This is a genomic window from Candidatus Tenderia electrophaga, assembly GCA_001447805.1.
Taxonomy (GTDB): domain Bacteria; phylum Pseudomonadota; class Gammaproteobacteria; order Tenderiales; family Tenderiaceae; genus Tenderia; species Tenderia electrophaga.
Genome location: CP013099.1, coordinates 2,594,027 through 2,614,892 on the forward strand (window position 1 = coordinate 2,594,027; position 20,866 = coordinate 2,614,892).

General features: G+C 58.4%; 16 protein-coding genes. 5 read left to right on the forward strand and 11 right to left on the reverse strand.

The features are described from left to right. Positions 1 to 260 precede the first annotated feature (260 nt). Positions 261 to 2,696, forward strand: a complete 2,436-nt coding sequence (locus tag Tel_11965) for a hypothetical protein (protein ALP53790.1) — start codon at positions 261 to 263, stop codon at positions 2,694 to 2,696. On the opposite strand, the gene Tel_11970 is transcribed toward Tel_11965, so the two are convergent. From Tel_11970 to Tel_12005, 8 genes are all read right to left on the reverse strand, one after another. Beyond that, entirely contained in the window at positions 2,693 to 5,353 is a 2,661-nt protein-coding gene (locus Tel_11970; GenBank protein ALP53791.1) for a nitrate reductase, read from the reverse strand. The two genes, Tel_11965 and Tel_11970, sit on opposite strands and share 4 nt — an antisense overlap. Positions 5,354 to 5,356: 3 nt before the next feature. Next, positions 5,357 to 5,665, reverse strand: coding sequence for a nitrite reductase (locus Tel_11975; GenBank protein ID ALP54855.1), 309 nt, complete (start codon positions 5,663 to 5,665; stop codon positions 5,357 to 5,359). Between the two features lie 42 nt (positions 5,666 to 5,707). Beyond that, complete coding sequence (locus tag Tel_11980) at positions 5,708 to 8,155, reverse strand: nitrite reductase (protein ALP53792.1); 2,448 nt, start codon at positions 8,153 to 8,155, stop codon at positions 5,708 to 5,710. A gap of 285 nt (positions 8,156 to 8,440) precedes the next feature. Further along, positions 8,441 to 9,355, reverse strand: coding sequence for a hypothetical protein (locus tag Tel_11985; protein ID ALP53793.1), 915 nt, complete (start codon positions 9,353 to 9,355; stop codon positions 8,441 to 8,443). Positions 9,356 to 9,613: 258 nt separating this feature from the next. Further along, positions 9,614 to 10,396 carry a bacitracin ABC transporter ATP-binding protein gene (locus Tel_11990; GenBank protein ALP54856.1) on the reverse strand — a complete coding sequence of 261 codons (783 nt, stop codon included), beginning with the start codon at positions 10,394 to 10,396 and terminating at the stop codon, positions 9,614 to 9,616. Between the two features lie 105 nt (positions 10,397 to 10,501). Further along, on the reverse strand, positions 10,502 to 11,521 hold the full coding sequence (locus tag Tel_11995; protein ID ALP53794.1) for a nitrate ABC transporter permease: 1,020 nt from the start codon (positions 11,519 to 11,521) through the stop codon (positions 10,502 to 10,504). Positions 11,522 to 11,578: 57 nt separating this feature from the next. Next, on the reverse strand, positions 11,579 to 12,976 hold the full coding sequence (locus Tel_12000) for a nitrate ABC transporter substrate-binding protein (GenBank protein ID ALP53795.1): 1,398 nt from the start codon (positions 12,974 to 12,976) through the stop codon (positions 11,579 to 11,581). A 333-nt stretch (positions 12,977 to 13,309) separates the two neighbouring features. Further along, positions 13,310 to 14,545 carry a hypothetical protein gene (locus Tel_12005; GenBank protein ID ALP53796.1) on the reverse strand — a complete coding sequence of 412 codons (1,236 nt, stop codon included), beginning with the start codon at positions 14,543 to 14,545 and terminating at the stop codon, positions 13,310 to 13,312. A gap of 519 nt (positions 14,546 to 15,064) precedes the next feature. On the opposite strand from Tel_12005, the gene Tel_12010 reads away from it, so the two are divergent. From Tel_12010 to Tel_12025, 4 genes are all read left to right on the forward strand, one after another. Then, entirely contained in the window at positions 15,065 to 15,595 is a 531-nt protein-coding gene (locus tag Tel_12010; GenBank protein ALP53797.1) for a molybdenum cofactor biosynthesis protein, read from the forward strand. Positions 15,596 to 15,606: 11 nt separating this feature from the next. Then, on the forward strand, positions 15,607 to 16,830 hold the full coding sequence (locus Tel_12015) for a hypothetical protein (GenBank protein ALP53798.1): 1,224 nt from the start codon (positions 15,607 to 15,609) through the stop codon (positions 16,828 to 16,830). A gap of 3 nt (positions 16,831 to 16,833) precedes the next feature. Beyond that, positions 16,834 to 17,421 carry a hypothetical protein gene (locus Tel_12020; GenBank protein ALP53799.1) on the forward strand — a complete coding sequence of 196 codons (588 nt, stop codon included), beginning with the start codon at positions 16,834 to 16,836 and terminating at the stop codon, positions 17,419 to 17,421. Between the two features lie 332 nt (positions 17,422 to 17,753). Continuing rightward, positions 17,754 to 18,104 carry a hypothetical protein gene (locus tag Tel_12025; GenBank protein ALP53800.1) on the forward strand — a complete coding sequence of 117 codons (351 nt, stop codon included), beginning with the start codon at positions 17,754 to 17,756 and terminating at the stop codon, positions 18,102 to 18,104. Positions 18,105 to 18,249: 145 nt separating this feature from the next. Here Tel_12025 and Tel_12030 read toward each other — a convergent pair whose 3' ends face one another. The 3 genes from Tel_12030 to Tel_12040 all read right to left on the reverse strand — a co-directional run bounded on the left by Tel_12030 (position 18,250) and on the right by Tel_12040 (position 20,846). Continuing rightward, a complete protein-coding gene (locus Tel_12030; GenBank protein ID ALP53801.1) occupies positions 18,250 to 18,819 on the reverse strand; it encodes a hypothetical protein in 570 nt (189 codons plus the stop codon). A gap of 110 nt (positions 18,820 to 18,929) precedes the next feature. Continuing rightward, positions 18,930 to 19,367 carry a hypothetical protein gene (locus Tel_12035; GenBank protein ID ALP53802.1) on the reverse strand — a complete coding sequence of 146 codons (438 nt, stop codon included), beginning with the start codon at positions 19,365 to 19,367 and terminating at the stop codon, positions 18,930 to 18,932. Between the two features lie 45 nt (positions 19,368 to 19,412). Continuing rightward, positions 19,413 to 20,846: a hypothetical protein gene (locus Tel_12040; protein ID ALP53803.1), complete on the reverse strand. Its 1,434-nt coding sequence runs from the start codon at positions 20,844 to 20,846 to the stop codon at positions 19,413 to 19,415. Positions 20,847 to 20,866: the final 20 nt, after the last annotated feature.

The window sequence follows — 20,866 nt, forward strand, 5'->3', positions numbered from 1 at the left end:
AGGAGTAGGAATGGTTTATTTCACGGTCCGGCGGCTGCATAAGCCCTTGTGGGCATCGTCCCGTTCAACCCGCTTTCAACCCGGTGTGCGCCTGGCAGGCGGCCGACGTCCCATTCGTAGCCACGCATTATGAGCCGTTCCCTGCCCCCCACGCCGGCATGCTTATTGAGTCGCGTTGCCTCCCTACGATTTGACGACACGGAACGCAGATGCGCGCTTTTCCGTTAAGCACCTGGGCCAGGAACTCGGTCAGACGGCAGTTGGTGTTGGTGCTGTTGCTGCCCTTGCTGATTTTTATCATGGCGGTGGCCTATTTCGAATATGACGAGTGGGACAAGCGCCTCAAGTCCACCGCGTTGGCTGAGACCGTGCGCGGCAGTATCACCTTCGCCGCCGGCAGTTCGGAGGATGTCCTCAACGGGGATATCGACGCCGTTTCGGACATGATCAGGCGCATCATCAAATCCGAACAAAACTACAATGACAATACCTTGTTGCACTTAACCACCATTGTCGTACTCGATGCCGACGGCGGCGTCTTGGCGCGCACCGGCGCCGATCAAGTCAAACCGGGACGCGAATACCAAGGCCCGCTGCCGCAAGGCATCGCGAGTGCCACGCAACTGGTGCACGACCGAGATCAGCCCTTCGCCGAAATTGACACAAACAACGCCACCCTGCTGGCGTATGCCCCGATCGACTGGCAGGGACAACGCCTCGGCGCGGTCATCAATGAATACAGCCTGGCACCGCTCAACGCCCAGCAGCGCGAGATCATCGGCCTGTTCTTACTGCGCTCGCTGGCCGCCATCGGCGCCGCCATGCTGCTGGGATTGCTGATAGTACGCTGGATTACCTACCCTCTGATTTCCATTATCAGGAATCTTCCACAACTGGGTAGCGGCCGGTTTTCCCTGCCGGCACTGGCGGCGCGCGAGGACGAGTACGGCACCCTCACCAATGCCCTGAGCGAAGCCGACCGCCGTATCCACAAATCAAACCTCGCCCTGCAAAAAGAGATTGAAGAACGACGCCAAATGGAAGGGGATTTGAAACTCGCCGCCACCGTTTTCGAAAACAGCAGCGAAGGCATCGTCATTACCGACCGCGACAACAACATCCTCTCGGTCAATAACGCCTTTGAAAAGCTTACCGGTTACCAGCGCACTGAGGTGATTGGAAAAAACCCGCGCATCCTCAAATCCGGCCGTCATGACAGCCACTTTTACCAAGATATGTGGCGCCATATCAATGCAGAAGGTCGTTGGCAGGGCGAGATCTGGGAGCGCCGCAAAGACGGTGTCGTCTATCCGAAGTGGATCACCATCAATGCCATCCGCGACGACACCGGAGAGCTGACCAACCACATGGCCATCTTCTCCGACATCAGCGAACGCAAGGCCGCCGAGCAACGCATTTACCATTTGGCCCACCACGATGCGCTCACCGGCCTGGCCAATCGCACCCTGCTGGGGGACCGGATTCGTCACGCGATTCATCAGGTGCGTCGTTCCGGCCGCATGGTCGCGGTACTGTTTATCGATCTCGACGGTTTCAAACTCATCAACGACACCCTGGGGCACGAAGTGGGCGACACCATGCTGTGCAAGGTCGCCGAACGCCTCCAATCGCTGGTGCGTGACAGCGACACGGTGGCGCGCATGGGCGGCGACGAATTCCTGGTGCTGCTGTCCGACATCGGCCACGAAGAGGACGCCGCCCGGGTCGCCGAAAAGGTCGTCAGCGCCATCGCCGAGCCTTACCACATCAACGGTCAGGAATTGCGCACATCGCCCAGCATCGGCATCAGTATATATCCGCAGGACGCTGCCGATGAAAACGCCCTCATCCGCAGTGCCGACACCGCCATGTATCACGCCAAGGCCGTCGGCCGGAACAACTTCCAGTTCTACACCGGCAGCATGCACGAGCAGGTGTTGGAGCGTCTCGATTTGGAGCACGGTCTGCGCCAGGCCATTGAGCGCGACGCCTTGGAACTGGAGTTTCAGCCCCAGTACGACGTGCGCCAGGAACGGGTGACCGGCTTCGAAGCGCTGGTACGGTGGCGGCATGATGATCGCGGCCCGATCCCACCGACGGAATTCATCCCCATCGCCGAAGAGAGCGGACTGATCGTGCAGCTGGGCGAGATAGTGCTGCGCCAGGCCTGCCTGCAGAGCTTGGCCTGGCAGCACGCGGGCATGTCCAGTTTTCGTATCGCAGTGAATGTCTCAGCGCGCCAGTTCTGGGACGGCAGCTTCGCCACCCGCGTGCAAAAGGTTCTGGAACAGACCGGCGCCCGCGCCGAGTGCTTGGAACTGGAACTGACCGAGTCCACACTGCTGCATCACCGCAGTGAAAAAGAAAAAGAACTGCACGAGCTGCGTGCCATGGGCATCAAGATCGCCATCGATGACTTCGGCACCGGCTATTCCAGCCTGTCCTACTTGAAACGACTCGCCATCGACCGCCTCAAGATCGACCGCTCCTTCGTGCATGAGCTGGGGCACGACAGTGAAAGCGAGGCCATCGTCATCGCCATTATCAAGCTGGCACAAACGCTCAACATCGAACTCGTGGCCGAAGGCGTGGAGACCACCGAGGCACGTGATTTCCTGGTGGCACATGGCTGCAACGTGATGCAGGGGTTTCTGTTTGGCCATCCGCAGCGGGCCGCCGCCTGGAAGGTATCTTAACTGGCGTCTTCAGTTCCGGCGGCCAGCAGGCGCTTCAACTCAGGCACGCAGGAACCGCAATTAGTACCCGCTTTCAATACCGCACCGATCTCCTCGGCGCTGCACAAGTTCTGCGCTTTAATCGCCGTGCTTATGCTGTTAATGCCGACGGAAAAGCAGGCACACACTACTCGGCCCACATCCTCCTGACCCACCGGCGGCTTGCCCAACAACAAGCCGCTGTGCTCCGCATCGGTCAAAACGTCTTTAGCAAACAGTCCGGCTAACCAGCTGCGTGACGGCAATTCGTGGCCGGGCGCGGTAAACACGCAACTCTCCACCTGCCGCCCTACCATCCGCACGGCGCGATACTGATGTGCGCGGGCATCCAGATATTCAACCCAATTCACCTTGCTATCCGAATCACATAGCAGCTCGCGCGCCCAAGCCGGCCAATCGCCCTCGGTCTGCTCACCGGCGATTTCATAACGATAAAATCCGTTCCCGCTGGCGCGGCTCCAATAAGCAAGGCCCGTCATTTTCAGACGCCGGCGACTCAGTAAGAAGCCGTGCCAGGCTGGCCGGTAGGCCGCCACGCGTACCGGTGTCTGCTTTGATTCCGGTTGTCCGGAAATCGGATCGACGACCGGGTTGACCACCGCATCGACACGGGCATGCGAGGCAAACTGGTCGTTCCAATGCATAGGAACGAATACACTGCCGCGTTGCTGATCTTCACTCAGTTTGACACGTACAATCACCTCGCCCCAACGGCTGAACACCCGGGCCAGGGCGCCCTCGCTGACAGCTGCTTCCTTGGCATCGTAGGGATGAATCTCCACATAGGGCTCAGGCGAGTGCTCGCTCAGGCGCGGCGCCTTGCCGGTGCGCGTCATGGTATGCCATTGATCACGCACCCGACCGGTATTCAAGCTCAGGGGAAAGTCATCACTGGGGCTATGCTCAGGCGGTCGCGGTTCGATGGCCAAAAGGCGGGCCCGACCGTCCGGCGTGAAAAACCGCCCATCGCCGAACATACGCGCCTTGCCGGCGCCGTTCACAACCGGCCATTGGATGGGCGCCAGCGACTCGTAATCCGCATCGCTGAGTTTGCTCAGTTCAGCGATATCGAAATCACGCCGACCGTCATTGCCATGACCGGAGAGAGCCGCATGCTCGCGAAAGATATCCGTGGCCGAGCCATAGTCAAAGGCCCGGTCAAAGCCCATGCGTTTACCCACTTCGGCGATCATCCACCAATCGGCCTTGGCCTCACCGGGCGGCGGCAAAAAAGCGCGCTGGCGCGAAATGCGTCGTTCCGAATTGGTCACCGTGCCGTCCTTTTCACCCCAACCCAAAGCCGGCAGCAGCACGTGGGCCAGCGCGGTGGTGTCGGTCTCGCACATGATATCGGAGACCACCACCAGTTCGCATTTTTGCAGGGCCGCTTTAACGCGGTCGGCATCCGGCATACTCACCACCGGATTGGTCGCCATAATCCAAACCGCCTTGACCTTACCCGCGTCTATGGCGTTAAACAGGTCTACCGCCTTTAATCCCTGATGATCGGCGATCCGTGGTGACTGCCAGAATCCCTGCACCAGCCGGCGATGCTCGGCATTATCGATATCCATGTGCGCCGCCAACATATTGGCCAGGCCGCCCACCTCGCGACCGCCCATGGCATTGGGCTGGCCGGTAAACGAAAACGGCCCCATGCCGGGACGGCCGATACGTCCGGTGAGCAGATGGCAATTGATAATGGCATTGACCTTGTCCGTGCCACTGGAAGATTGATTAATTCCCTGTGAGTAGACGCTGATGACGCGCTCGGTGCGGGCGAACAGACGATAGAATTCGGCCACATCCTGCGGCGGCAAACCACACGCCTGCGCCACTGTTTCAAGCGAGCCAGCGCCGTCCCGTGCAGCCGCCAGCGCCACCTCGTGGCCGCTGGTAAAATTGCCGACAAACAACTCATTGGTCTCGCCCACACGGTTCAAGTGCGCCAGCAGACCATTGAAAAGGATCGCATCACTGCCCGGCCGCAAGGGCAGATGCAGATCGGCCAGATCGCAAGTGGCTGTTTTGCGCGGATCGATGACAATGATCTGCAGGTCCGGATTGTCTTGCTTGGCCTGCACCATGCGCTGATACAAGACCGGGTGACACCAGGCAGTATTGGAGCCGACCAACACAATCAGCTTAGCCCGTTCCAGGTCCTCATAACTGCAAGGCACGCTATCCGCACCGAAAGCGCGCTTATGGCCCGCCACCGATGATGACATACACAGGCGCGAATTGGTGTCGATGTTGGCGCTGCCGATGTAGCCCTTCATCAGTTTGTTGGCGCAGTAATAGTCTTCGGTCAGCAATTGACCCGAGACATACATGGCCACGGCATCCGGGCCGTGTTCGGCAACAATGCGTTTGAACCCGTCGGCCACGGTGTTCAAGGCCGTGTCCCAATCACTGCGACGGCCGTGTACTTCGGGATAAAGCAGACGCTGATCCAGATCGACAGTCTGACCCAGGCTCGCACCCTTGGAACAGAGCCGACCAAAATTAGCGGGATGCCGGGTATCGCCGGCGATCGCCACGCTAGCGTCGTTGGGCGTGGCCAACACGCCGCAACCGACACCGCAGTAAGGGCAGGTGGTTTGAGTCGTGTTGTTCATGGACTACAGGGCCAGATAGACCACCCCGTTTTCTACCATCACCGCATATTTGCCGCTACAACCTTCATCCGGTGCCTGGGCCTCGCCGCTGGCCAGATCGATGCGCCAATTGTGCAAGGGACAGGTCACGCTATTACCGTGCACAATGCCCTGAGACAAAGGCCCGCCCTTATGCGGACACTTATCGCGCAAGGCGAACACCGTGTCGTCGGCGGCGCGGAACAGGGCGATGTCACCGCCGGCACGCGCCACGACCCGGGAGCCCAATTTGGGTATCTCTTCAAGCGCCCCGATTTCAATCCATTCACTCATCTCATCAACCTTCATCAAAATACTTACGCCGTCGCACTGTGGCTAACCCACCTTCTTGATCGGAATATAGGCCTTGCGCGTTTGCGGATCTTCCGCCTCCTTGGCCCAGGGATCGTATTGAAACACCTCCTGGGATTCGAGGAAGCGCTGCTGCAATGCCTTGCGCCCGACCTCGTCCTCCGCCACTTTCTGCTTGACGTAACTCAGCCCGACACGCTCGATCCACGGCGCGGTACGCTCCAAGTAATGGGCCTGTTCGCGATAAAGCTGCATAAAGGCGGCGCTGTATTCCATAGCCTCGTCTTCCGTGGCGACTTTGCACAGCAGTTCGGTGGCGCGCACATGGATACCGCCATTGCCGCCCACATGCAGTTCATAACCAGAGTCGACACACACGACACCGAAATCCTTGATGGTCGCCTCGGCGCAATTACGCGGGCAACCTGACACCGCCATTTTGAACTTATGCGGCGTCCACGATCCCCAGGTCATCTTCTCCAGCTTAATGCCCAGGCCGGTGGAATCCTGGGTGCCGAAACGGCACCACTCCGAACCGACACAGGTTTTCACCGTGCGCAGCGACTTGCCATAGGCATGGCCCGAAACCATTCCGGCCTGGTTGAGATCGCTCCAGATGGCGGGCAGGTCTTCCTTCTTGATGCCGAACAGATCGATACGTTGACCGCCGGTGACCTTCACTGTCTTGGCGTTGTATTTTTCCGCCGCATCGGCCAGGGCGCGCAGTTCCTTGGGCGTGGTCACACCGCCCCACATGCGCGGCACCACGGAGTAGGTGCCGTCTTTCTGGATATTGGCGTGGACACGCTCGTTGATGAAACGCGACTGGGGATCGTCCTTAGCCTCGCGAGGCCAGGCCGCCAGCACATAGAAATTCAGCGCCGGGCGGCACGAGGCGCAGCCGTCTGGATTTTTCCATTCCAAAAATTCGCGCACCGCCTGGATGGAGGTGAGTTTATTATCTTCAATGGCATGACGCACCTCATCATGAGTGAAGTCGGTGCAGCCACACACGGGCTTTTTCTTAGGCGTCTCGGAATAATCGCCCACGGTCGACGCGAGGATTTGTTCCACCAGGCCGGTACAGGAACCACACGAGGCCGAGGCCTTGGTGTGACTGCGCACTTCTTCCAAGGTGAACAAACCCTTGCCGGTGATGGCCTTGACCACTTCGCCCTTGCACACGCCGTTACAACCGCACACTTCCATATCATCACTCATGGCCGACGCGGCGTTCTGACCGCCATGGCCTGAATCGCCCAGATGGGCCTGGCCGAACATTAAGGTGTCGCGGAAGTCTGAGACGTCGGTGCCGTCACGCAGCAGCTGAAAGTACCAGGCGCCGTCCACAGTATCACCGTACATGACCGCGCCGTGAATCTTGTTGTCCTTGAGCACGATCTTTTTATAGACGCCGCGCGCGGCATCCTTCATCACCAATGCTTCGGTGCTATCGTCACCCAAAAAGTCACCGGCGGAAAACAGATCCACACCAGTCACCTTGAGCTTGGTCGAGGTGACCGAGCCTTCGTAGCGGCCGATGCCGTAACAGGCCAGATGATTGGCACACACCTTGGCTTGCTCGAACAAGGGCGCCACCAGACCATAGCTATGGCCGCGATGCTGCACACATTCACCCACGGCATAGATCTTCGGATCGAAGGTCTGCAGGGTGTCATTGACCACGATCCCACGCTCGCAATGCAGGCCGATCTTTTTCGCCAGCTCAATATTGGGACGGATACCCGCCGCCATCACCACCAAATCGGCGGCGACCTCCAGACCGCCTTTGAAGCGTACGCCCTTGACGTGCTCGTCGCCGAGAATCGCCTCCGTCTGGGTGGCCATCAAAAACTGCAAGCCCTTCGCTTCCAAAGACCGCTGCAGCATCCCGGCGGCGACCTCGTCGAGCTGACGCTCCATTAAGGTCTCGGTCAAGTGCACCACGGTGACATTCATGCCCTGCAGCTTGAGACCATTGGCGGCCTCCAAGCCCAACAGCCCGCCGCCAATGACAACGGCATGAGTATGGCGCTTGGCGCTGTCCAGCATGGTGTCCACGTCCGTGATGTCACGAAAACCAATGACACCGGGAAGCTCATGGCCGGGCACGGGGATAATGAACGGATTGGAGCCCGTCGCCAACAACAAACGATCGTATGACGCTTCAGTCCCGTCAGCGGCGATCACTGTGCGCCGGCGCCGATCCACATCGACGACCGTCGTGCCGACATGCAAGGTGATGTTGTTGTCTTCATACCACGCGACGGTATTGAGCATAATGTCATCGATGCCCTTTTCCGCCGCCAACACCGGCGATAACAATATTCGATTGTAATTGCCGTAAGGCTCGGCCCCAAATACGGTGATGTCATACCTGTCCGGCGCAATCTTGAGCAGCTCTTCAAGGGTGCGCACACCCGCCATGCCGTTACCGACCAATACCAACTTCTCTTTCATCGCGCGCTCCAACTCAACAAATTAGTCTCATGGTTTGAGTGGAGCAAAGGCTGTGCCAGAAACAGAAAAATACGCAAGCAACTGATTTAATTGTTGTTACCTCGAAACACGCCCCACTATGGAACGCCATGACGAACCAAATTGGAACGTTATCGAGGTACAGCGCATCATGAGGGTGCGTGCGAAAATGGCATGGCACGCAAGCACGGGCCGCGCTCAAACCGAGTGACTGGATTATGGCCGATCCATTGCCGGCGACAAGGCGAACTCAAGCGGGGCTGTCTCAGGGCCGCCGCGCTAGACGCCGCCCAGCTCCCGTTCGATGCGACGGCGGAAGAAGCTGATACCGTCATGGATGACCTGCGAATAGCTATCGATGATATCGCTGGCGAAATCGAACAGCTCTTTGCTGTTGAGTTGAATTGAAGCGGCGCCGCTGATATTACGAGTGACCGTTTGCTGCAGTTGATCGAGCTTATGATCGTGCAGCAGGATCTCGGGCAGGGAGGGCACGGCGCGCAAGGTATCGTGCTGCAGGGCCCGACACACGATACGCATCTTTTCCTTGTTCATATTCAACGCATGAATCAGAGAGACAAAGCGGCTATCGAACTCGGTATCCGAATGGCCCAAGGAACAGACATGGGTCGCCAAGCCACGTAGGCGGGCGATATTCTCCAGCAATTCAGGCATGAGCTTCAGGGTGATATTCAACACCAACTTGGACATGCCTGGCATAGCGGCCCCGCCGCTCTCAACCCTGGCCCTGGCTAAGCGGGCGTCGCCCACCAGCTGCCAAATATGCTTGATCATGCTGTCGATAAAGTGGTTATGAAATTCGAAATTGGTCATGGCCGGGTCGGTCTGCCAATGTTCGATCAGCGCCAGCCAGTCGCGTTTGAGCGTTCGCATGTGGGCATCGGCGATCAGTTTGCCGCTGTGGCGATTGAGATGGTCGATCACCGCCAGATAGCGCCGGATCACCTGCTGGCTCTGCACTACCCTGGGCATGAACTCTCGATTGCCCGCCAACACCGCCAGGCTCGCACCGCGATGTTTTTGCGCCTCGATCATCAACAAGGTGACATGACGCGCCAGTATCAGGGTATTCAACTGTTGTAGATAACGGGCCGCCGCCGCAGCAGGATCGGCGAGCGCGCCCGCTGCCGATGTCGCCGCCTCACCGATCGCCAGGCTTGCGGGCTTACTCATGGGCTAGCCCGCATTTCTCACCGGCATCGCGTGGGTAGGCGCCGGGCCGGCGCGCTTGTGCCCTTTAGGGAACAAGGCATCGTGGTGGCTATACCTTGAGTGAGACGCCAGCTTAGGGGTGCGTGCACCCGCCTGACCCGTGATCGGCCGGGGGCGGGAACGGTATGTCATTGTCTGATCGATCAACATGCTCGATAGCCCTTCATTCGTTTCAATCACATACATTTCAGCCGTTGACTGCCCGGTGAGAAATGCGGCCTAACGCTCGTCCGGACGGCGTTGGCGCTCGTAGAGGAACTTCAGCACTTCGGAGCGATACTCATTGTACTTGGCATCGCCCGCCAAGGCCAAGCGATTGCGCGGACGATCAAGCTCAACATGCAGCACCTCGCCGATGGTGGCCGCTGGCCCGTTGGTCATCATAACGATCTTGTCCGACAGCAGCACCGCCTCGTCCACATCATGGGTGATCATAATCACCGTGTTGTTGAGATCGGCCTGGATCTCCATCACCGAGTCCTGCAGATGGGCGCGGGTCAGGGCGTCCAGGGCACCGAAAGGCTCATCCATGAGCAATACCGTCGGTTCCATCGCCAGCGCCCGGGCAATCCCGACACGCTGTTTCATACCGCCGGATATTTCGGCGGGATACTTGTGCATGGCGTGATCCATGTGCACCAGCTTGAGGTTATGCTCAATCCATTCCTTCATCTGCGGTCGGGTCTTTTTCTTTTTAAAGACGGCCTTGACCGCCAGTTCCACGTTTTGATAACAGCTCAGCCACGGCAATAAAGAATGGTTCTGAAACACCACGGCGCGATCCGGGCCCGGCTCGTTGACTTCACGCCCGTTGAGAATCACGCCGCCGCGGGTGGCCTGATACAGGCCCGCGACAATATTCAGTACAGTGGATTTACCGCAGCCGGAGTGGCCGATAATGGAAATGTATTCGCCCTTATCGATCTTTAAGTTGACGTTATCCAAAGCCTTGAAAGGCCCTTTCTTGGTGGCAAACTCGATGCAGATCCCACTCAGATCCAAAAAGGCGGGGCGATGGTGCTCCCGCCGTTGGACATCCTGGGCTTCAAACAGCGCTTCGTCTCGTTTTAGTGCGTGTACAACCGACATACGTCTCACCTCGATTTATTAGCGACCGGCGCTCTTGTCATGGGACAAGACCTTCTGCAGCGTCAACATCATCCAATCCAATAGAAACCCGATCAGACCGATGGTCAGCACCGCCACCATGATGCGGCCCAGCGAATCGGAACTCCCGTTCTGGAATTCATCCCAGACGAACTTACCCAAGCCCGGGTTCTGCGCCAGCATTTCGGCGGCGATCAACACCATCCAGCCGATACCCAGCGAAATACGCAGACCGGTGAAGATCATAGGCAGTGAGGCGGGAATGGCAATCTTGAATACCTGGGTGAACCAGTGCAAACGGATCACCCGACCGACATTGATCAAATCCTTATCGATGGAAGCCACCGCCACCGCGGTATTGATCAGGGTCGGCCACAGGGAACAGAGCGTCACGGTAATGGCCGAGGTAATAAAGGATTTTTCGAACAGCGGATCATCGCTGACGTAGACCGCCGATACCACCATGGTGACGATGGGCAGCCAGGCCAGCGGCGATACCGGCTTGAACACCTGCACCAGCGGGCTGATGGCGCCATAGAGTTTCTGGCTCAGACCGCAGGCCACGCCCACGGGGATGGCGATAAGCGCACCGATCAGAAAACCGGTAAACACCGTCACCAGGCTGGTAAAGATCTGATCAATGAACGTCGCCCGGCCCGTGTATTCGCGAATCTTCACCTCGGCATCGGGATGCTTCGCCAGCTTCTTGGCATTGCGCTGTTCCTGACGCTCATAAAAGGCGGCCTCTTTGTCCCGTTCGGCCTTGTGTTCCGCATATAAACCCTGGGCCTGCTGCCATACCTGCACCGGGCCCGGCAGTTCACCGAGACTGGTCTTGACCTGTGACGCCGCACCGGCCCAGACAAACAGAAACACCACAATCGCGATCACGGGCAGACCGATCAGAGTCATCATATCGCTGAACTGTTCGCGCGCATTTTCACCCGCGCCCAGCCGCACCATAGGCACCATCCAGGTGAACCCCGTCATTTCGAGAAAGTTGATAAGCTTGGTTTTCATGTCACTGTCCTGCTTTGTTTGGCGCGGGGTACAAGCGCACCCCGCGGTTACCTGCGCTTAAACCTTGTCATCCGCCTTCAGGCCGATCTCGAACTGCTTCAGATAGTCATTGGGCTTGTGGCCGTCATAGGTGATGCCATCGATGAATTCGGTCTGGGGCGGACGGAAACCGTCTTCACTATCGAAGTCAGGAAAGGCTGAGGCTGGAATCTTGCCCTCGGCGATCAATTCCTTGGCCGCCTGTGCATAGATATCCGGGCGATACACCTGCTTAGCGATATCCATGTACCAGCTGTCCGGTTTGGCCTCGGGAATCTGACCCCAGCGACGCATCTGGGTCAGATACCAGACCGCATCCGAGTAATAAGGATAGGTGGCGTTGTAGCGGAAAAAGACATTGAAGTCGGGTACCGCACGCTTGTCGCCCTTCTCGTACTCGAAGGTGCCGGTCATGGAGTTGGCGATGACATCATAGTCCGCGCCAACGTAGTTGGATTGCGACAATATCTTCACCGCCTCGGGGCGATTGGCGTTGTTGCTGTCATCCAGCCACCGGGCGGCGCGGATCAGCGCCTTCACCACGGCGATATGGGTATTCGGGTGTTCATCCGCCCATTTCTTGCTGACACCGAACACCTTCTCCGGATTGTTTTTCCAGATCTCGTAATCGGTGATCACCGGCACGCCGATGCCCATGAACACGGCCTGCTGATTCCAGGGCTCGCCGACGCAATATCCGTAAATCGTGCCCGCCTCCATGGTGGACGGCATCTGCGGCGGTGGCGTCACCGACAGCAGCGCGTCGGCATTCAAGGTGCCCGAGGTATCGCCCTTATGAGGCGCGTAATAGCCGGGATGAATACCGCCGGCGGCGAGCCAATAGCGCAGCTCGTAATTGTGCGTCGATACCGGGAACACCATACCCATCTTGAAGGGCTTGCCCTCGGCCTTATACGTGTCCACCACCGGCTTCAGATAATCGGCCTTGATGGGGTGCACGGGCTTACCGTCTTGATGGGGAATGTGTGCCTTCATCTGTTCCCAGACATCGTTGGAAACGGTGATGGCGTTGCCGTTCAGGTCCATGGAAAAGGCGGTGATAATGTGTTCCTGCGTACCGAAACCGATAGTCGCGCCGAGCGGTTGACCTGCCAACATGTGGGCGCCGTCCAGCTCGCCGGTAATCACACCGTCGAGCAGCACTTTCCAGTTGGCCTGGGCCTCCAGGGTGACGTAAAGACCTTCATCCTCGAAGAAGCGTTTTTCGTAGGCGATGGCCAGGGGCGCCATGTCGGTGAGCTTGATGAAACCGAATTTCAGATCCTCTTTTTCCAGATCCTCCACCGCTTGGGCCATGTTCATGCCCAGCACTAGGGTGGCGGACAAGACGATCGCGGAGGCACCTTGGATCAGGCGGCGTATGGGGGTGCTGTCATTCAATGGGTCAAGCGGCATTGTGTTTACTCCGTTTCTGCTTTGTTTCATTCAAAAAAGCGTCCATCCGCAACAGACACTGAGGTGTGTCTCGCCGTTAGACGTCAACATGAGCAGTATTTAGCAACCGCTGTGCCAAACACCGCGCAAGGTAGGTAAGTAACTATTGGGAAAGGGATAATCGCTTTATAAGCGAGACATGCGCCCTGTTTTGGCACGCCCGTCGCGCACTAAATTCGCGCAATGAAAAGCAAGGGCCGGACATCCATGCCTCGTAATCATGCACATGTTCGCTCACAACTTCGTGCATGACGGGGTGTGGACGGCCGGCCCTCGCCGCGGCTTAAAACGCGCCTAAAACGTGGCCTGGCCCATGAGCCACATCTTGTCGGTATCGGTGGCGAAGCTATCGGCCGAGTAAGCGGCGTACTTTGCCAGCACGGTGTAATTGCCGAACGTCTTGGCCGCCAGCAGGTCCAGCTCGGTGCCGTAGTCGCCGCCGCCGGTGTCGGCGGAAAAGTCATGATAGACACCCATCAGCTTCACCCCCGATAGTTTGCCGGAGACGCTGACATAGGTGTCCACCAGACCATTGACCGGCGTGGCCAGAAACTTGTCCGCCCAGCCGTTGAAGGCATGCAGGGTGGCCAGCGGCGTGCTGAAGGCATAGGTACCGTCGCCGCCGAGCGTCTCCAGTCCCAGCTTCACGGTCACGCCGCTGACGGCCGCGCCCACTTCCACCAGGCTGTAATCGGCGTCGATGGTGGCGGCACCGTCCGCGTAGTCCGACTGCTGGGCGAACTCCAGGGTGTACAGCGCCTTCACCTCCTGGCTCACCGGCGTATCACCGGCAAAGCGCAGACCGAGCGTGGCTTGCGAAGCGCTGGGGTTATCTACTAATTCCAGGAAATAGCCGTAACCGGTCAGCTTACCGGCGCCGAAACCGGAATAGGCAATATTGAGCAAATGGGCTTTGGTGTCGAGGTCGCCCGCCGCTGCCGCCTCACCGAAGATACGATTCACGTTGCTGACATAGCTGTACAGGAATTGGGTATCGGCCAGTGTACTGTTATTCACGGTAAAGGCGTCATAAGTCTGTTCGTTTTGACGCCAACCCACGTTACCGATAAAGCGGGCGTTGTCCAGGATGATGCGCTGGCGGCCGTACATGATGCCGGTATCCGCCAATCCCGTATAGCTGAGCTTGGCCTGGTTGACCTCGGTGCCTTCCGGGTCCGCGATCACGGGATAGCTGGTTTGGGCACTGGGCAGGCCGGTGGCATTGTTGTATTCGATATCGCCGAAGGCGGTGATATCGTCGAACTCCAGAAAGGCGTTGAAACCCTTATAATCGGCGCTGGCATAATTCAGACGGGTGCGCAGCGTCGAGGCCTTGGCCTTTTCACTGATGCCGGTTTGATCCACGATTTCGTAGCGGTAGCGCAGCTCCAGGCCCGCCTCACCGCCCGCCACCGCGTCAGTGAAGCCGGCGGCGCTGGCAGTTGTGGTATTGCCACCGGCCAAGGCCGCTGCCAACAACAAGGTCGCCGGTGCTTTGGTTTCAATCCCCAATACATTTATTCGTTTCATTTATCTTTCCTTCCGTTAAGTTACAACACAAAAAAAACGCCCATAGGTCGGCAACAGTATGTCATTGGCTATTCGATCGACATTCTTGATCACCCTCCATCAGTGACAGTCATCTACACCACAACCCTTGGCAGCGCTGCAATGGCCGGCACCCGGGCCCGCCTCAAGCTAACAGGCCGGCCATTACCAGCAATAAGCGTTCCATATCCTATATTTCCACTTGAAACAGCAGGATACAAAGACAGCCCGGTGACGAGCGATATCATGACGCACCACATCAAGGCAGCGGACAGGGCCCTTGCGCACTATAAAAAACCCCGGGCGGTGGTCCACCGCCGGGGGGAGAGTACCTCGGCCGACTTACAAAGGGATACGTCATGCCGAGCAAAGTTGCAATTGGGACAGATCTTTTTGGCGGCGATGAAGTACACACCACAAGCGCCGCGTTGTGAGCCGTAAGGCGACTGCTATAATGGCCATCCTCAAACTTCCTGCTAAGACGAGAGTTGTCAGTTGCCCATGAGCAAAACCGTTGCCGATGAGTTCAGTTCGCAGACGATCGCCCTGCTTACCGTGTCCGATACGCGCACCGAGGCAACGGATAAATCGGGAGACTATTTAAGGCATGCCTTACAGGCCGCGGGACACCGGCTCCGCGACAAACAGATTCTGCCGGATTATAAATACCGTATCCGCGCCCGGGTGTCACAGTGGATCGCCGACCCCGAAATCAGGATTATCATCATCACCGGTGGCACCGGCTTCACCGATCGCGACATCACCCCCGAGGCGGTGCAGCCGCTGCTGGACAGAGACATTCCCGGTTTCGGCGAACTCTTCCGCCAGGTCTCCGTCGCCGAGATCGGCGTGTCGAGCCTGCAATCACGCGCCTTGGCCGGGGTGGCTAACGGCAGCTTAATTTTTTGTCTGCCGGGTTCAGTCAACGCCTGCCGCACCGCCTGGGAAAAAATCCTGGAGCCACAACTGGACATACGTCACCGGCCGTGCAATTTTGTCGAACTGTTCCCCAAGATTCGACAAGAACAATAAACCCATGCGTGATGACTGAGATCTGCGACACGCCCGGCATGCTCGACCTGGATACGGCGCGGGCGCAAATCCTGGACCATGCCAACGCGGTGGTCACGGAAACCGTGGCGCTGGCCGAGGCCCACGGCCGCGTGCTGGCCGAGGCACTGACGGCGCAATTCGATTCGCCCACCTTCGACACGGCCATGATGGACGGCTATGCCATTGACAGCGCCGCCCTGAACTCAGACCGGCCCACCACCTTGCCCGTCTCGCAACGCCTTGCCGCCGGTGATGTGCCAACGGCTTTGGGGCGACACACGGCGGCGCGTATTTTTACCGGGGCACCGCTGCCGCCCGGGGCGAATACGGTGGTGATGCAGGAACAGTGCGAGAGACACGACAACCAGGTCACGCTACCGGCAGATGTGGCGGTCGGCGCCAATATCCTCCGCCGCGGCGACAATTTTCACAGCGGCGAGCGACTGGCTCCCGCCGCTGAGCGCCTCCAAGCCTTCCACCTGGGTCTGGCCGCCAGCCAAGGTGTGCAACGCATTAAGGTGTATAAAAGGCTGACCGTGGCCTTGATCAATTCCGGTAATGAACTGGTCATGCCCGGCCACGCCCTGCAACCTGGCCAGGTCTACAACAGCAATTATTTCACCCTGCGCGCCCTGCTGGAAAACTGCGGCTGTGAGGTGCTCGACGTCAACATTCTTGAAGACGATCTGGGGCAAAGTAAGACCGTGTTGCAACATGCCGCCGCGAGCGCCGATGTGGTTGTCACCAGCGGCGGTGTTTCCGTGGGTGAGGAAGATCACATCCGCGCCGCCGTGGAGGCACTGGGATCAGTGCGGCTCTGGCGGGTGCGCATCAAACCGGGCAAGCCTTTCGCCTTCGGCCGCATTGGCGACGCGGCCTTTCTCGGTCTGCCCGGCAATCCGGTGTCCTGTTTCGTGACCTTCTGTCTATTGGCCCGGCCCTATCTGCTGGCCTGCCAGGGCATGGACAGGGTGCTGCCACGGCGTCTCGTGGTCCACGCCGATTTCAACACCGATAAGCCCGACAAGCGCGATACCTTTCGCAGCGCCGTGCTCGAGCGGGGCGAAGAACTGCGGGTGCAACTGCTCCCCAAGCAGAATTCCGCCTCTCTGGCGCCCTTGCTGCAAGGCGACGGCCTGGTGCATATTCCCGCCTTTTTAAAGGTGGGTCAGGGCATGACCCTGGATTTCTATCCCTTCAATGAATTGATGTAGTGCATGAGTGGAGGATCCATCACCGCCGTCATCCTCGCAGGTGGCCGGTCGCGACGCATGAACGGTGAGGACAAGGGCTTGCTGGACCTCAAGGGCAAGCCCTTAGTGCAACATGTCATTGATCGTATTGCGCCTCAGGCGGATAACATCATCATCAGCGCCAATCGCAATCAAGCGAGATACGAAAAATTCGGTTATGCGGTGGTCAGTGATGAACAACAGAACTACCTGGGTCCCCTGGCGGGCATTGCCGCGGCCATGCAGCAGAGCGCTACCGACTACCTGCTGGTGGTTCCCTGCGATACGCCCTTTCTACCAAACGATCTCGCCACCACCCTGCGTCAGCGCTTGGAACAGGAGCGCGTCCGGGTATGCCTGGCCCACGACGGCCACCGCCTGCAACCTTTGATCGTGTTGCTCGCGTGCTCACTGCGATCCCGCCTGGACACAGCTATCGCCGCCGACCATCTAAAAGTGGAAACGTGGATGCTGGCGCAGAAGCACTGCATCGCCCGTTTTTCAGATCCGGACAGGTTCATGAACATCAACAGCCGGGATGAACTGGCGCGGGCTGAAACGCAGGCGTACTGAGCCATTCACGGCAATGACAAAGCGGTAAAGACTCCGTATATTTAAGCCTACCTACACTGTGCGTAGGTAGGCCATATGCAAGATGCATGGATTCTACTTTAGATATATCAGGGAGCGACTACGGAATGGAATACAGTTATAAATTTTTTACGGGACTGGGATTACTCATTGGTATAGCTATGCAGCCCTTGTCTGCCCAACCCATTTCCTGTGCAGACGATGAAACGGCGACACACGTGTCGGGCAAGATCTACAATAGCGCCGTACAACCCGGTGTGACATTGGGCACAGTGCATCTACACCTAGGTGCCCACAAGGGGGAAAAGCATAGAATGAAATGCGGTATCCTGGGGCAAGGCGCCACCAGTCCGGACGGCTCCGCCAATTTTATCCATACTTTTGTATGTGACGATCAGGTCATCCACCCCGTGAGCGGGGAATCCTATCACTCCCAACTCACCCTTAATACCAGCGGGTTCGCCAATTTCCAGGCCTGCCCCGCGGGCTATCCGCCGGGTTCGGCCTATGGCACATTCGAGGAGACCTCCGTTCCATTGCCCGGCACAGGGCGAGGCATATTCGAAAACGTGGAGCGCGGCGAAATACACATCAAGGGGACGCTAAACTGCCTGTTCGCCATCGACATGAAATTTAAGGGCGAAGTCTGTTTAAAGAACTCTTAGCTCCATATGCTCTGAAATTGTTTTGCATGCGCCGCCCGGGTTCGGGCGGCGGCCTTGCCGTTACGAAGAACAAAACCATCATTCAAGTCGATACCCCGACGCTTTAGTGCACGGCATCAAAACGTGAATTCGCGCGCGGCCAGACTTATTCATTAGGTTTGAGCCTAAACACGCCCGCCAGGTGAATGGCCAGTTGCACGTAGCGCCTCGCCTCACGCTCTTCAATCACGTAATCGGGCACATGCGCCGCCTGGTTGCGAAGATATTTCAATCGGGTATAGATGTCGGTGTTCTCCCTGGGAATGCCCCGGATCTGCGCCAGCTTATCCGCAGACAGGGAATTTCCCACCAGCCCCTTGACACGTATACCTTCTTGTTTGGCCACATCATTCAGCGCGCATTCCACCTCGCGCCACGCCTCCATAATGGCTGCCCGCGGCGATATACCCGCGATGCGCAGCAACTGCTCAATCTTCTCTTGCTCGTTATCCGCAATATGCGGGAGGGAACGATCGAGCAACTTCTCCGCTTCCTTCGCCTCTTTCTCAACCTCCAGCAGCTCCTTCTCAAACTTCGCTTCAAGGTCCTTGTATTTGAATAGCGAAAGCCGGTTCAGAAGGCCACGAAGCTCGTTTCTGAATATATACGAGACCCACACGATGGCCAGTGGCCAGATAATGGTTCTCAATATATCGACAAAGGCATCCATAAGCATGATTCGTTTAGCGAGCCGTCACAGAGGCACGCCGCTACCGACATCTCCGCGCAACGCCGATGGCATCCGTGGGCTTGCCGCCCAGGCCGCGGCATGTCACGCCCCATGAGTCATTCTGAATAGTTTTTAATAGCAAGCTTTGACGATATTCTTTGAGTCGCGGCGTTCCAGACGGGAATGTTATACCTGCCGGGAACGTCCACTTGCCATTCTTCAATATAGGGTTCATACAGCCTCGACCATAGCTCTGTTGGCTTCGCCACGACGCACAGCTTTGCCTTCTCCCGCCTGTAGTGATCAGAAAAAGTCCGCAAGTGCGTGGCGGTGTGTTTTGTGATGTTAAGCACGCGCCTACCCTTGTTGACGATATCCGCCTCTGTCAGGGATTCCGTATCGGTATCGAAGCTAAGCATACGAAACCATATATCCACCGGTTTGATCAGACTGGCCTCGACCGCGCCATAGGAAGGATGGTCAACGAGTTCGAATACCAATTCGAGCTTATGTCTGTCACCCATGAGCTTGAGCGTTGGTTTGAGCAGATCCACCGTATTCTCCAGATTCTCGGCACCGCCGGGTACGCACGGCGCATCCTACCCGATGCTCCATTCATTGCGGGTAATATCCGGCGAGGTCATCTGACCCAAGGCCTCCCAGATGGTTAAATAGTGACGCGGCAGCACATCCACCCCCACGGACATGACACTGGACGTGCGATCCCCCCAGCGATCGGGGGGTGAGACACCGGCCTGTTGCGCCAGATTGACGAAGGCCGTTTGTTTCGCCCCCAGGTTACCCGTGGTGCGATTGACGTATTCATCCGGCAGCCCCAGGGCGTGGCCGAATTCGTGGGCCGCGGGGGAAAAGCGATTACCGCTGTAGCTGGTCTCGAAGCCGGTATCGGGAATCAGCTCCACCTTGCGATTGGCGGCGTCATCGGGCGCGCCCACCGGACCCTGCGGATCGATCACCAACGGCTGGGGCACCCCGGCGCGGCGCAACACCTCGGCCACCGCCTCGGCCCGCTCCCTGGAGAGGCGATCGTTGTGCGCCCGCGCACCTTCAGCGCTGGCGAAGCCGCGCAACACCATGGGGATGGCGGGGTCAGAGGGATTCTTGGCCTTCATGGCCTCGGCCAGGGCGCTCAGACGGGCATCGAAGGGCGGCCGGATGTTGGCGCGGTTCTGCTCGAACAACACCGGCGAGGCCATGGCCGCGGCGATGGCCCGCTCCAGGCGTTGGCGTTCGGCACGGGCCACCTGACGGCTGCGTTTGTTCTGTTCCTCGATGACATCGTTTTCATCCAGCTCGCCCGTGCCCTGCCAGCCGGCCGTACCCGGATTACGGGCGCTGAACGAAGACGTCCGTTTGCCGGTAGGACTGGACATCTTGAATACGGTGACATCGAAGTGGGCGGCGCTGGCATCACTGACGATGCGCGGCGTCACATGGGGATCGGCGCTGAAGGGCCAGCAGGGCTTGGTGGAACGAAAGGTATGCGCGAAGGACCACTGGCGCGAGACGGTCTGGACGTAATCCCGTTCATATTGACGCTTTTGGGTGTCGGTCCAAAAGTAGCGGCTGATATCCTGGCCCGCCAGGGCCATGGAGTAGAGCGTCATGATGTCCGGCGTATCCTCGGCCTGGACGAAGTTGAACTTCATTTTCACCACCGCCGCCATCAGGGACGAGCGTGGCCAGTAATAGGCGTCGAACTTGCCATAGCCCGCCGAAGGCCTGAAGTCCAGCGCCGAGAAGCTGCGGCGACGGAAGCGTTCCTTGCGTTCCTCCTCTTCCGCGGTGGCGCAGGCGTTGGGCCCGGTGGGCGCAGGGGCCTCGGCCTCGGGCACCCCGGCCGGCAGCGGCACGCCGGCATCGCTGGGACTGGCCGGACCGGCCTCCGGGACCCCGGCGTCGGGCTCAGCCTCGCGCAGGTATTGCGGCAGGCCCGCCTGGCCTGCCTGCGCCGCGGGCTCCGGCGTGCGATAGGGGCGTTGTTCCGATTCAGTCTGTACAGCGGTTTGCATAGGGCGTTCTCTGCATATCG